Source organism: Fortiea sp. LEGE XX443, assembly GCF_015206815.1.
Lineage (GTDB): Bacteria > Cyanobacteriota > Cyanobacteriia > Cyanobacteriales > Nostocaceae > Nostoc_B.
Genome location: NZ_JADEXZ010000047.1, coordinates 1 through 13,765, shown reverse-complemented (window position 1 = coordinate 13,765; position 13,765 = coordinate 1). Strand labels below are relative to the sequence as shown.

Here is a 13,765-nt window from a genome sequence, read left to right as displayed (position 1 = left end):
TATGTGATAGTCTATAGTTTGTTCTGTATAGTTCCTTACGAAATCGATTCTAAAACGTAAATTTGGTTTTGGGTAGTCTAAAAATCAGAATTTATAATATTTTTATAGCTTCTTCATCGCCACTTCATTGCTAGGATTTGCTGAACAAGCTGTCTATGTGTATATGTTAAGTATGACAGTATATCGGCACTTAACGTATCACCCATAAGAATATCCGTAAAAATTATGAAACTCCAGATTGTCAGCCTTGTTGCCCTAATAATTTGTATGGGGTTAACTGAAAAAGCCTTGGGGCTAAATCCGCAAGACCTAGAACAGTTAAAAACATCTGGTGCTTGTCCCAGATGCGAATTAAGTGGTGCTGACCTAAATCAATTTAATTTAGCTGGTGCAAATTTGCGCGGGGCTAACTTAAAGGAAGCAAACTTAACTCAAGCGAATCTCTCAAATGCAGATTTGACTGGTGCAAACCTAGAAAGTGCAGTCTTGAAATCTGCCAATCTTACTGGTGCATCCTTAACAGGTACAAACCTAACATCCGCATCCCTAGAAAATTCAAATCTGTCGTTTACAGGTTTCATCGGTGCTAATTTGGCCGCTACAAACCTCCAAGGTGCTACCTTATACTTAACCAATTTTCGGGGGGCAAACTTCCGACTAACAACCCTGCCTGTTGGAAGTGTAACTTCTGATAAACCCTACTGGTGGTCATCACAACGCATAAATACTAAACAATGCAACAAATTCAAAGCGGGAAATACTCGCGGTACAACTTGCTACGCAGAATAAACAGCTGTTAATTTAGCTATAAGAATCCTATTTGATTTTTGAAATACACGTAAGTAGGGCTACGCCTGACAAAATCTAGATATGGCACCCTACATTACTCAAATATGGTTTAAGTAATACTGATCATTAAACTGGCAACAAGATACAAGAACTGAGAAATAGTAAGTTATGAATAATTAGCCGAACTTAATTTTAAGAGCATTTTGTTCATTAACACTTCTTTATCATGGGAACAAAGCCCGTAAACTGAAAATTGATTGATGCTAACTCGTATTAAAGACATAGCCACAAAACTAGCTCCCCGTTTAGTTGAAATTCGCCGTCATATTCATGCTCATCCAGAACTTAGCGGTCAAGAGTACCAAACAGCAGCCTTCGTAGCTGGCGTTTTGTCTTCCAGTGGACTGCATGTGCAAGAAGGTATTGGTAAAACTGGTGTGATTGGTGAAATTGAGGGTACAGGTAACGATAACCGTTTATTGGCTATTCGGACTGACATGGATGCTTTACCCATTCAAGAACGCACGGGTTTGGAATATGCTTCCCGTACAGAGGGTGTGATGCACGCTTGTGGTCATGATGTCCACACCACAGTCGGGTTAGGCACGGCAATGGTATTATCCCAAGTTGCAGACGAATTGGGTGGTAAGGTACGATTTTTATTTCAAGCAGCCGAGGAAATTGCCCAAGGAGCGCACTGGATGGTGCAAGATCAGGCAATGGAAAATGTTTCTGCGATTTTAGGAGTTCATGTTTTTCCTTCCATACCCGCAGGTTCCATTGGGGTGCGCTACGGTGCTTTGACAGCAGCAGCTGATGATTTAGAGATTACGATTATCGGCGAATCTGGACACGGAGCGCGTCCTCACGAAGCAATTGACGCAATTTGGATTGCCTCACAAATAATTACTGCCTTGCAACAAGCCATCAGCCGGACTCAGAATCCTTTGCGTCCGGTAGTGCTGAGTATCGGGAAAATTAATGGCGGTAGAGCGCCAAATGTGATTGCTGATAAAGTGCAGTTGTTGGGAACCGTGCGATCGCTTCATCCCGAAACTCGCGCTCATCTGCCTAATTGGATTGAAAATATTGTGGCCAATGTCTGTCATGCTTACGGCGCAAAGTACCAAGTTAATTACCGTCAAGGTGTACCCAGCGTCCAAAACGATTATTCTTTAACGCAGTTGTTGCAATCAGCAGCAGAAGAAGCTTGGAGTAGCGATCGCGTCCAAGTCTTACCCGAACCCTCCCTTGGTGCGGAAGATTTTTCTGTTTATTTAGAACATGCTCCTGGCTCTATGTTTCGCTTGGGTGTAGGTTACAAAGATCGGATTCTGAATCACCCATTACATCATCCTGAATTTGAAGTCGATGAATCTGCAATTTTAACAGGAGTTGTAACAATGGCTTATGCTGCTTACAAATATTGGTTGTAAAATTTATACCCTATTTACGAGGTTTTGAGTAGTGAATTTTGCGGAAAAATACTCAATTTTCCTCGTTTTTCAACTCTAACTTATGGCTTGGGATTTATACACCTTTTGGTGTATTGACTTCTCAATTTTTCTAGCGATTCATATTGCACATTCTCAAAAAAAGTTATAAATTATTAGTCTATAGGGGATAATTAAAATTAAAGTTTCCAAAACTAAATCCTAATACGTAATTATACTGAAAGCTATTAAAGCTTCACATAGCATTGAAATAGGTTAGGAGATATATTTTGATTTGGTTAACTAGTTTTAGACGCACCAACAAAACATTAATTAATCTGAAAATATATCTTATGTAACTATTTTAGGTAACAATATTATTGCTGGAAGTGGAAAACCGAGAACTGCAATTCACCGAAAGAATAATTGAGTTAAAGCAAAATACTTAAGATTGAAATTGTTTTAATGCAGTTAATTACAAAGGTAAAAACTGGCTTTTAAAATACACTATTTCTGCTGTTTCATAAATTCTCTTTGTTATGATGAGGATGGCAGAAAGTCAGACAATAAGGCGCATCTACCACCAATCTACACCCTGCATGGAGTTTTTTTGGCAATGCAAATAGAGAATTTAGCAACAGATGAAAGTACAGAAAAAGCGGCATGGGAAGCGCTAGAAAAATCGATTCTCTACTATCGAGGGCGACCGATTGGCACAGTAGCAGCCTATGATAACTCTGTAGAAGCACTCAATTATGATCAGTGCTTTGTTCGAGATTTCGTCTCTTCAGCCTTGATTTTTCTAGTTAAAGGTAGAACAGATATTGTTCGCAACTTTTTAGAGGAAACTTTAAAGTTACAGCCCAAAGAAAGACAATTAGATGCCTATAAGCCAGGGAGAGGTTTAATCCCAGCCAGCTTTAAAGTTGTCTCAGATAATGGCGGAGAATATTTAGAGGCAGATTTTGGAGAACATGCGATCGCCAGAGTCACACCCGTTGATTCTTGTCTGTGGTGGATTATTTTGCTACGTGCTTACGTTGTAGCAACCAAAGATTTTTCCATAGCTTATCAACCGGAATTCCAAAATGGTATTCGGTTAATTATGGAAATTTGTTTGGCGAATCGTTTTGATATGTACCCAACGCTGTTAGTTCCAGACGGCGCTTGTATGATTGATCGACGGATGGGTATATATGGTCATCCTCTAGAAATACAAGTTTTATTCTACACAGCATTGCGGGCAGCGCGGGAACTGCTAATTTGTAGAGGCAATCAAGATATTGTCGCTGCAATTGATAATCGTTTACCGCTTTTATGCGCCCATATCCGTCAGCATTATTGGATAGATATTCATCGCTTAAATGCCATTTATCGCTTCAAAAGTGAAGAGTATGGCAAAGCAGCTGTTAATTTATTTAACATCTATGTAGACTCTATTCCCTATTATGAATTAGATAAATGGCTGCCGAGGAAAGGTGGCTATCTAGCAGGGAACGTAGGGCCATCACAGCTTGATACTCGCTTTTTTGCCTTGGGTAACTTGATGGCTATTATCTCAGATTTAGCTACCGAAGAACAGGCACAAGCAATCATGACTCTCATTGATGAAAGATGGGATGATTTAGTGGGAGATATGCCCATGAAAATCTGTTTTCCAGCTTTAGAACACGAAGAGTACAGAATTGTTACAGGATGTGACCCCAAAAATATACCTTGGTCTTATCATAATGCTGGCAGTTGGCCTGTCTTGATGTGGATGTTGACAGCAGCAGCTATCAAAACTGATAAAACTAGTTTGGCAAGAAAGGCGATTGAAATTGCTCAGGCGCGTCTTTGTGAAGATGAATGGCCAGAATATTACGATGGCAAGAAAGGTAGACTAATTGGCAAACAAGCTAGGAACTATCAAACTTGGACGATTGCTGGGTTTTTATTAGCAAAGGAATTAATCAATGACTCCTCCCATCTGCCACTAGTCAGTTTTGATAAGTTACCCCTAGAATTAGTTTCGAGAGCATGTGAATTTGAAATTGGCAGTGTAGACCCTTATATATCTTGATAGTTATTCTGGATGAAAGGCGATTATACTTCTTTTGAAGTTAAATGATTGTCCATGATTAACAATAGATTAAAAGCCCTTTATGACTAATATGGGGTTTTTTTATTTTCTACTTTTTTACGGACACATCTGAAAGAAGATATCATATAAGAAAACGTAAAAGTAAAAATTACTCCTTTGCCTAATAAATACTTATTGAACTATTGCTTTGCATCAAGTGTGGTAAAAACTTAAGTAGCAATTCACTCATTATCAACAAGTATTGGAACATAAAATCAGCCTTTTTCATGGTTGAATAATAGTATGATTTACTACGAAGTTCCAGATAAGTTGGAGGTTTTTTGTAATGCAAAGAGAGGAATTAGTGATAGTTGATAATATCGAAAAGCAGGCATGGAAACTACTAGAAGATGCAATTATTTACTATCAAGACCGTCCTGTAGGTACTGTAGCTGCTAGTGATAGATCACAATCTGCATTGAATTATGACCATTGTTTCATCCGTGATTTTGCCCCTTCAGCTTTATTATTTTTGATTAAAGGCAGATATGATATTGTCCGTAATTTTCTAGAAGAAACCTTAAAATTGCAGCCTCAGGAACAGCTATTTGATGCTTACACACCTAATAAAGGTTTAATACCAGCAAGCTTCAAAGTTGCGTTTACAAATGAGCAAGAATATTTAGAAGCAGATTTTGGTGAACAAGCGATCGCCAGAGTTACACCTGTTGACTCTTGTTTATGGTGGATTATTATACTACACGCTTATGTAAAAGCTACAAAAGATTTAAATTTTGCCTTACAACCAGAGTTTCAGCAAGGAATTGCCCTAATTATGGAACTCTGTTTGGCAACTCGGTTTGATATGTCCCCAACACTGTTAGTTCCAGATGGTGCTTGTATGATTCATCGTCGTCTGGGTATTTATGGTTATCCTTTAGAAATTCAAGTTTTATTTTATACGGCTTTGCGGGCGGCGCGTCAGCTATTAATTTGTGCTGGCGATGAAGAGATTGTCATCGGTATCGATAAGCGATTACCTCTGTTGCAAAATCATATTCGTCATCATTATTGGATAGATATGCAGCGTTTGAATGCTATTTATCGTTTTAAGGGTGAAGAATATGGCGAAAAAGCCATTAATCAGTTCAATATATATGCTGACTCAATTCCTTATGCTGATTTAGCTATTTGGTTACCTAAACATGGCGGTTATTTAGCAGGTAACGTCGGGCCTTCACAACTAGATACTCGCTTCTTTTCCTTAGGCAATTTGATGGCAATTATTTCTTCTCTAGCTAGTGAACAGCAGTCCCAAGCAATTATGAATCTCATTGAAGCGCAGTGGGAAGATTTAGTAGGAACAATGCCCATGAAAATTTGTTTTCCAGCCTTAGAAAAAGAAGAATATAGAATTTTTACTGGATGCGACCCGAAAAATATTCCTTGGTCTTATCATAATGCTGGTAATTGGCCAGTTTTGTTATGGTTTCTAACAGCTGCTGCTCAAAAAACAGGTAGAAAAAAATTGGCGCAAACTGCAATTGAAATAGCCCAAACTCGTCTTTTTGAAGACGAATGGCCAGAATATTATGATGGTACAAAGGGAGCGTTAGTCGGTAAGGCCGCCAGAAGATATCAAACCTGGACAATTACTGGTTTTTTATTAGCTAAAGAACTAATACGTAACCCTAATTATTTAGAATTATGCAGTTTTGAGGAATTTGATGGAGAAAATGCTTCGCAAGCTTGTGATTTGTAATTTTCGGTGTTCAAAGGTACAATTGAATGCTTGTCTGAACCGGGACAAGGTACTACTTTCTGCATTCAAATTCTGATCGCCTCTCGGAAGAATTCTGAACTACCCAAAAAAATTCTCAGTGGAACTGCGATCGCTTTTCAACCACCAATTAACACTGTCGGCGCACCAACCCCAACAACCGTAGTTAACGGCACGCCAGTTACAGTATTCACACCAGCCACCTGAGAAGTCACTCGTGCCGCCGGTCTTCCCCCAATTAAAACGGTAAAAGACCCCATCACAATACTGCCAGTAACCACAGCCCCCGCCACTAAATCGCCAACACAAGCTGCGGGTAAACCTGCAATTAAAACATTCGGCACACCAGGCGCAGTAATCGGATCGCCTGTAACAGTTAAATCAGTTAGTCTTGCTGCGGGAAACATAATTTTTTTTAGAGACTGGGGGGATAACAAATGACCAAAAAATCAAATTTCAGACTTCAAACTTCAGACTTTATTTTTAACAATTCAACCGAATTATACCGCCTAAAATACCCACAGAAGCTGCACCGTTAATGCTAACTGTAGCACCCGCATTCACGCTAATTGCACTACCAGAATTAGCAGACAGTGAGCCGCCAGCGTTAGCGCTTAAGGAACCTCCACATTGCACACTGGTGGAACTTCCAGATTGAACGCTAATTGTACCAGTAGTTCTCATCGTAATCCCACTGGGTGTTAATTCAATACTTGTACCACCTACAGTTAAAGTAATTTTTTGCGTTGCAGTTAAGGCTATTTCACCACCATTGACACTAATTTTATTCGCTGTCCCAGTTGTTCCAGATTTAACTGTAATGTCACCTGTGGAAGTTAAACTAATGGTTTTATTACTGTCATCACAGCGAAATTTGTGACCGCCTGTAGTTTCAAGTTCGGCAAATTTTTCACTGTCATTCATCCGCAAATTATGACCGTCGGTTGTTTGTAGATATGCCCCTTTTTTAGTGCCTTTGTCTTCTTCAACAAACTGTAATTTATGCCCAACACGAGTCTTAAAAGTCCGTAACCGCACCTTACCACCAACAATGGTGTCATCTACTTTTTCTGGTGGCGCATCTGTACCATTCCAAACACCACCAATCACATAAGGACGATGAATATCGCCGTGTTCAAAGGCTACCAAAACTTCGTCATTGACTTCTGGTAAACAGTCAAAACCCCTACCAGGGCCTGCACCTACGCTGACAACTCTTGCCCAATTGCTTTCATGCGCCTCAGTTAAAGTAGGAAACTTAACCCGCACACGACCCCAACCTTTTGGGTCTTTATTATTACTAACCACACCTACCAAAAGAGTTTGTCCTGGTTGTAGGCGTGTTTGGGGTGATAAGGTAGCTAACAAATCTCCAGAACGCAAACCACGGACACTAAACTCGGTAATAAATTTTCGTTCATGAAATAAATGGCGACTTTCGGTGACATAATAGCTACCACTGTAGCTGCCCATATCTGTCAATTTGATTACTCTACCAGGTCTGATGTCGGGATTTCCCTCACCTTTGGCATCAGCAGCAACAAATTCGCCGCCTAATTCATTGCATAAAGCTTGGGCAATTTTCTGGGCTTCATTAGTACTAAACACAGGCTGATCAACTACAATCATTTTCGGCTGGACGCTGAATTTAGTGCTACTGGAACTGCCTTTACCATTATCTGTGCTGGTAATCACCTGCTCTGTAGAGGCTGTAGAAACAATCGACTTCTTTGTAGTGTAGTCCCACCCTCGAACTTCGACTGAACTTACTTGTTCAGCACTACTAACACGCACACGAAAGTGATGAATATCTTCCAACCATTTGAGAGACAGAGATTGGTCTTGTGCGGGTTGGCGAAAGTTCAATTTACTATCCTGCACATACAGTTCAAAGCCAAGGCGGGCTGCTCTTTCCCGCAAAAATTCCATATTGGTCTGATTTTCTTGAAAGACATAATCATGAACAATCGTGGTAGACGTAACCGTACCTGCGGCGATACCTGCTTCACCAATAATCTGATTCACCACATCACTATCGGTGACATTTTGAAAGGAGCGATTGTAACGTCCCCGATGCAAGCGGTGAGAAACATCGTAGCCACGAATTATGATTGGAGCTTGAGAACCACTAGTAAACTCGGTTTCTATAGCTGTAATTTCCCCTTCTAATACGTAACCCTGCTCTGCATTTTCAAAATCTACGTTTTGCGTAGTGCTAGAGATAAAACCGATTTTGATTTTTTTACCAATTGCAAATAATTTTTGATGTCGCCAAGTTTCTTCTTGAGTCAGTCCCGGAAAGTAATCGTTGCGGATAACTAAAGTAAACATTCCCGGTAGATGAAGACTTTCTTCTACTGTGATTTGCAAAATATCATTGAGCAAATCAGCAGAAGCATTGGTGCCATCAATTTGTAATAGTGGTTCAGCTATATAAAGGACAGCAGGCATACATATTGGCAAGAGGTGATTGCCAATAGCCTAATGAAGATGCCTGATTGTGGGATATTCCCCAAAGGTCGAATTAACCACCCCGACTACTTCTGCTGTCACCATTGCGGTTTACACTACTGGATGTACCCATTCCTGGTTGGGAAATTGATTCATCGACTTCTTCTAGAGTCAGGTTAACTTTGGCTCGTACTGGTGTACCGTCAGGCAGAAACAGGGTGAGACTATAGTTGAGAGATTGGACAAAACAACGGATGTACTGCTGATCTCCCCAGGTAAATATATAAACTGGTGGACGTTTTTCTTTACCTGCGCCAGCTTCGGCAAAGTTAACCGCTTTTTCAAATTTTTTCAGGTGTGTGAGGACACTGGAGCCTTCTTCGTAGGTGTCAAATATGATGTTATTGATATTTAACCTGCATGGCTCTGGGTAAGCAAAACTCACTTTCGGTAAGCCTCGCCCTGTACGCGCACCACTGCTTTTGGTCAAATTAATTTGCTGCGAGAAGTCTAACTGGCTGGGGTTAAACATGAACTCGATATCTGGTGCAGCTTGTTCTGTGGCAATTAATTTTGCTTTTACTAAACGAGTAGTCATGGTTGTAAAAACAGGGAGTAGGGAGTAGGGAATGGGGAGTAGGGAAATTGAGGGAGATTGGCTATCAAGTGCTGAGTATTAAAAATGAAGATAACTTGTCTCAATTATCTAACTCCTAGCTCCTAGTTCCTAACCCCTATTTCCGCTTTACTGCTGCTGAACTGTCAAGGTGTATTTGCGCTTGACATTAGGATTAAATGTACCTACCCAAATATGATAAATACCTTTTTTCCAATTGCGATCGCTAACGCTGGCATCTTTGCTTTTACCAGTATCATCACCACAACGAATCATATTATCGTCTGGGCCTTTAACTAGTAAAGTTGTATCCGAATTACCCGTATCAATCAGTATTCTCATCTGTTCAAAGTCTTTTTCCAAAACCATGATGTAATCTGGTTTGGGGTCAGCAAATCCGATACAAGCTTGTTTATTGCGATCGCGGTTACTAATGGCAGACAAGGAGTAAGAGCCATTTGTGTAACCTGAAAATTTGCCTTGTGCAGGTTCAAAGCCCGGTAACAGACTAAATCTGCCAAAATTTGCTGTTTGTGCCATTACTGGTGTAGTCGTTATAGCAGCTAGGATAGCTAAAAACCAACCGATTTGTATACGAGGTCGGGGGCGATAGTCCTTCATGGTAGCCCTCCAACGGGCTGAGATAATTTGTAGTTATATATACATATTGTAATTAATTTATTCCAGAAGAATTTTATTCTCATGTGCCACATTAGGATGTGACACAAAGAAGTCTGAAGCCTGAAAGCTGAAGTTAAAAAACTAAAGGATGAAATTTATACCGAATACTATATTCATACTTCAGCCTTTCTTCAGTCTTGGAGTTGTAAGAAAATACCACCTTTAAGTGCATCTGTTGCGCTACCGTAGCTGCTAACTGTGAGCGATCGCAAGCTGTCGAAAAACGGTTTACCTAGTACTTCTACTAGTTTAAGAACTGGTATTTGCCGCTCTAAAAGTATCTGGCTTTTTGTCCAGTCTAGGTATACATAACCTTGGTTAGGTTGGGGGATAGCAGCGATATTGTTTTGGAAATTGCGATCGCTAATTAAGGTTTTTTCTTTACCTGTGAGAACTTCATCCATTGTTTCTAAGTCGGAGGTGAAGATTTCGTAATTGTCTAGGGTTGTGTGTATTCCTTGGGCTTTAGCCTCGATAGTGAATGCAGGTTTATCTTTGGTATTAGTTTGTTTAGCTGTTAACTGTGTCCAAGCGGAGACTTTTTGTTGATCGAAACTGAGAGAATTAGTTGTGAGTCCACTGGAGGATGCGATCGCATCTAAGTTAGCAATACCTTCAGGTACGCCCTCTAATTTCTCAACTACAAATACCCAATCGGGTATACTTTGCTCTTCACGAGGTAACAGTGCGATCGCATATTCTCCCTTTACCCAGCTAAATATATCCTGAGCAAAGTTGATTCCCCAGGTTTTCTGCACCTCGATTAATGGTTGTACCAATCTGGAAATCACATCTGTTCCCGAACCAGATATGGCTGTTTTGATTTGTGTCCAAAATTTGGCTAAATCGCTGTTACCCAAGTTGCTCAAGTTTGCACCAGCAATTGCCAAGCCAGCCGATGCTGGAATATATTTCAATGCTCCTACTGGTTTCGATAATGGCGATGATGGCGGCGCAAGTTCTAAGGCTGTTAATAAGCTAGTTTCCGCTAATAAACCTTTGGTGTTCAATCCTAAAGAAATAATTTGACTGTCGTAGGTTGGTTCTGGCAGTTCTAAGCCTTGCCATTGGGCGACTATCGGCAGATTTAAGAAAGCCACAGCTAAAGATGCTTTGGGTAATTGCTGGATGGCTTTTTGATATTGGGGAGAACTGTTTAAATTGAGGTCTGGTGCTTGAACGTTGTTGATCGCATCTTTTACTACAGTAGGATCATTGCCAAATAGCACAAAGCCATCGCCAACAACTGCGGCGGCTAGTTGATTATCGTAAAGCATCTTGACACCTTGATATTCTTCCACAGCTAAGTTGGCTCCAGCTAATACGCGCTTAGAAAACAGCAACTCGACAAACTCGCGGCTTTTCTCTTGTTTATCGGTGGCTAACGCCATGAGATAACCTGGCTGCTGTCCATTAGCAGGATCTCGGTCTATATCGGTGGTGGTGACGGCTAGGGTAATTTCATTCCCTAGCCAAGGTTGAACATCTTTGCGATAATCTATGCCACTCTTAGCCAATAAACTGGTTTTGATTTGAGAAATTTTCCCTTCCCGTTCCAAGACTTGCAAACGGTCGGGATTTGTCAACAACGACACCATCACCGGGGAAAGTTTGGACACGAATATGGCTGCACCAGGTTGGGAGGTGGAGGCGACTAGATTTGCTGGACTTTTAGCAAAAAACAAAAAGCTTGCGATCGCAATTAACAATAGTGCGATCGCACCAGCTACTATAAAACCGAAGAACGAGCTTTGTCTATTCACAATAAACCTATTCAATTTAAATATTGAGTTTCACAGCCATTTAACCAGAATTAGTGAGAATAGATGCTCATGCTAAGAGAAAGATTTTCTGTCAACATAAATGTATAGGATCGTTTACAAAAATTTCATGACAGATAGCTCTTTTAGTCAACCCCTTACCCAGATTAGTGTTGAGGATTTAGCCGGACGTTTGACTGCTGGTAATGCAAGTATACAGCTAGTAGATGTGCGTGAACCCCAAGAATTAGCGATCGCTAGTATCCCAGGGTTTGTCAACTTACCTTTGAGTGAATTCGCTGACTGGAACCAGCAAATTTTTGCCATGTTGAATCCTGAAGCAGAAACCCTTGTACTCTGCCACCACGGTATTCGTTCTGCTCAAATGTGTCAGTGGTTAGTGGCTCAAGGATTTACTAATGTTAAAAATATTGCCGGTGGTATTGCTGCCTATTCCCAATTAGTTGACCCGGCAATTCCGCAATATTAGTCAATGGTTAATAATCAATAGCTCTTATTCCCCGCTCCCACACATCAGCGTTTACCCTGACGACATCTATCTCAAATGGTGAGAAAAATAAGTATCTAACAATACAGCTTACTGCTGTATTTTGTGAAAAGATACTGAATAAATAGTGAAACTTTAAATTGTAAAAAGTTTTATTTGCTACCAATATTTAAGTATTATAGATTAGTAAGTCCAGAACCTTGCTACTGGCAACTGTAAAAAAACCGAATATTCTACTATCTGTCGTTAACTAAATATTAATATTTTTTGCATTAGCTCAAAAAAATTTTTCAAAGTTTACTTAAAATTTGCCTTCAATCATCAATACCTTATGGAAGTCCAGTTGACAAATCGACAACAGCACATACTCTGGGCAACAGTACGTCACTACATTGCTACAGCAGAGCCTGTTGGATCAAAAGTTTTGGTCGAAGAGTATGACCTAGGTGTCAGTTCCGCCACAATTCGGAATGTGATGGGTGCATTAGAAAAATCTGGGCTACTCTATCAACCACACACCTCAGCCGGAAGAATACCTTCAGATTCAGGCTATCGTATCTATGTTGACCAGCTAATAACACCTTCTCTAAGAGACGCTACGCGAACGGAAACCTTAGCAAAAGAGGTGGAACAGTCGCTGCAACAACGGCTTCATTGGGACGATTGGAGTTTGGAAGCCCTCATCCACGGAGCCGCACAGATTTTAGCAACATTGAGTGGTTGTATTAGCTTGATCACTATGCCTCAAACTTCAGCAGCGCTAGTACGTCATTTGCAATTGCTGCAAATTGAAGCTGGAAGAATCATGCTGATTGTGGTAACAGATGGCTATGAAACCCATTCTAAAGTTATGGATTTGCCCCCAGGAACAGAAGATTCTCAACCTGATGCAGAAGTAATTGATCGCGAGTTACATATTGTTTCTAACTTTTTAAATAGCCACTTACGAGGGCGAAGTTTATTAGAAATAGCTAACTTAGACTGGAGCCAATTGGATCAAGAATTTCAACGTTATGGAGAATTTTTGAAAATTTCCGTTGCCGAATTAAGCCGTAGAAGTCTAGCGCCAACTACAACACAAATCATGGTGCGGGGTGTAGCAGAAGTGTTACGTCAGCCAGAATTTTCGCAATTGCAGCAAGTGAAAACTATTATGCAATTGCTTGAAGAAGAGCAAGACAAATTGTGGCAATTAATTTTTGAAGAACCGGAGATAGAAGACACAGGTAAATCTAGGGTGACGGTACGCATTGGCGCAGAAAACCCACTAGAACCAATACGCACCTGTAGCTTAATTTCTTCTACCTATCGCCGAGGTTCTGTACCAATAGGTAGTGTGGGGGTTTTAGGCCCGACACGCCTAGATTACGAAAGTGCGATCGCAGTAGTGACTGCTGCTGCTGATTACCTATCAGAAGCTTTTAGTTAATGTAACAATAATTTGGACTGAATTTATATTTTTAAAGAACCCTTAAAATAGATTTATTTTCAATTTTATGTTGAAAAAAATAGTACTATTTTCCCTTTGGATTGGATTCATTATTTATGCTTTTTTCTTAGAGGCTGTTTTAAAAGTCTAAGAGGTGGTAAAAAAACTCTCTCAGTATATGCTGTGAATAGATAATAGACAGCACTGAGAGAGCAACATGAGTAAAGCATACCCTAGCAATCTGACCCGCGCCCAA

11 protein-coding genes are annotated in these 13,765 nt (G+C 40.3%); 6 read left to right on the top strand and 5 right to left on the bottom strand.

The annotated features are described in order from the left end of the window. The first annotated feature begins 225 nt into the window (after positions 1-225). The 4 genes from IQ259_RS17320 to IQ259_RS17305 all read left to right on the top strand — a co-directional run bounded on the left by IQ259_RS17320 (position 226) and on the right by IQ259_RS17305 (position 6,046). The gene (locus tag IQ259_RS17320) at positions 226-789 is read left to right on the top strand and encodes a pentapeptide repeat-containing protein (RefSeq protein ID WP_193886950.1); all 564 of its coding nucleotides are present in this window, start codon (positions 226-228) and stop codon (positions 787-789) included. A gap of 260 nt (positions 790-1,049) precedes the next feature. Continuing rightward, positions 1,050-2,225: a M20 family metallopeptidase gene (locus IQ259_RS17315; protein ID WP_193886949.1), complete on the top strand. Its 1,176-nt coding sequence runs from the start codon at positions 1,050-1,052 to the stop codon at positions 2,223-2,225. A gap of 613 nt (positions 2,226-2,838) precedes the next feature. Continuing rightward, positions 2,839-4,284 carry a glycoside hydrolase 100 family protein gene (locus tag IQ259_RS17310; RefSeq protein WP_193886947.1) on the top strand — a complete coding sequence of 482 codons (1,446 nt, stop codon included), beginning with the start codon at positions 2,839-2,841 and terminating at the stop codon, positions 4,282-4,284. Positions 4,285-4,630: 346 nt separating this feature from the next. Beyond that, a complete protein-coding gene (locus IQ259_RS17305) occupies positions 4,631-6,046 on the top strand; it encodes a glycoside hydrolase 100 family protein (RefSeq protein WP_193886945.1) in 1,416 nt (471 codons plus the stop codon). Between the two features lie 137 nt (positions 6,047-6,183). Here IQ259_RS17305 and IQ259_RS17300 read toward each other — a convergent pair whose 3' ends face one another. The 5 genes from IQ259_RS17300 to IQ259_RS17280 form a co-directional block, all read right to left on the bottom strand. Continuing rightward, entirely contained in the window at positions 6,184-6,471 is a 288-nt protein-coding gene (locus IQ259_RS17300) for a PAAR domain-containing protein (protein WP_193886943.1), read from the bottom strand. Between the two features lie 76 nt (positions 6,472-6,547). Beyond that, positions 6,548-8,515: a VgrG-related protein gene (locus IQ259_RS17295; RefSeq protein WP_193886941.1), complete on the bottom strand. Its 1,968-nt coding sequence runs from the start codon at positions 8,513-8,515 to the stop codon at positions 6,548-6,550. Between the two features lie 73 nt (positions 8,516-8,588). Beyond that, complete coding sequence (locus IQ259_RS17290) at positions 8,589-9,113, bottom strand: hypothetical protein (RefSeq protein WP_193886939.1); 525 nt, start codon at positions 9,111-9,113, stop codon at positions 8,589-8,591. A gap of 147 nt (positions 9,114-9,260) precedes the next feature. Next, the gene (locus IQ259_RS17285) at positions 9,261-9,752 is read right to left on the bottom strand and encodes a hypothetical protein (protein WP_193886937.1); all 492 of its coding nucleotides are present in this window, start codon (positions 9,750-9,752) and stop codon (positions 9,261-9,263) included. Between the two features lie 191 nt (positions 9,753-9,943). Next, positions 9,944-11,575, bottom strand: coding sequence for a DUF3352 domain-containing protein (locus tag IQ259_RS17280; protein WP_193886935.1), 1,632 nt, complete (start codon positions 11,573-11,575; stop codon positions 9,944-9,946). Between the two features lie 127 nt (positions 11,576-11,702). On the opposite strand from IQ259_RS17280, the gene IQ259_RS17275 reads away from it, so the two are divergent. After that, a complete protein-coding gene (locus IQ259_RS17275) occupies positions 11,703-12,062 on the top strand; it encodes a rhodanese-like domain-containing protein (RefSeq protein WP_193886933.1) in 360 nt (119 codons plus the stop codon). A 349-nt stretch (positions 12,063-12,411) separates the two neighbouring features. Then, positions 12,412-13,509, top strand: coding sequence for a heat-inducible transcriptional repressor HrcA (hrcA, locus tag IQ259_RS17270; RefSeq protein WP_193886931.1), 1,098 nt, complete (start codon positions 12,412-12,414; stop codon positions 13,507-13,509). Positions 13,510-13,765: the final 256 nt, after the last annotated feature.

Coding starts and splice junctions, on each gene's coding strand:
- IQ259_RS17320 (WP_193886950.1), top strand. CDS start 226: ATGAAACTCCAGATTGTCAGCCTTGTTGCCCTAATAATTTGTATGGGG.
- IQ259_RS17315 (WP_193886949.1), top strand. CDS start 1,050: ATGCTAACTCGTATTAAAGACATAGCCACAAAACTAGCTCCCCGTTTA.
- IQ259_RS17310 (WP_193886947.1), top strand. CDS start 2,839: ATGCAAATAGAGAATTTAGCAACAGATGAAAGTACAGAAAAAGCGGCA.
- IQ259_RS17305 (WP_193886945.1), top strand. CDS start 4,631: ATGCAAAGAGAGGAATTAGTGATAGTTGATAATATCGAAAAGCAGGCA.
- IQ259_RS17300 (WP_193886943.1), bottom strand. CDS start 6,471: ATGTTTCCCGCAGCAAGACTAACTGATTTAACTGTTACAGGCGATCCG.
- IQ259_RS17295 (WP_193886941.1), bottom strand. CDS start 8,515: ATGCCTGCTGTCCTTTATATAGCTGAACCACTATTACAAATTGATGGC.
- IQ259_RS17290 (WP_193886939.1), bottom strand. CDS start 9,113: ATGACTACTCGTTTAGTAAAAGCAAAATTAATTGCCACAGAACAAGCT.
- IQ259_RS17285 (WP_193886937.1), bottom strand. CDS start 9,752: ATGAAGGACTATCGCCCCCGACCTCGTATACAAATCGGTTGGTTTTTA.
- IQ259_RS17275 (WP_193886933.1), top strand. CDS start 11,703: ATGACAGATAGCTCTTTTAGTCAACCCCTTACCCAGATTAGTGTTGAG.
- hrcA (WP_193886931.1), top strand. CDS start 12,412: ATGGAAGTCCAGTTGACAAATCGACAACAGCACATACTCTGGGCAACA.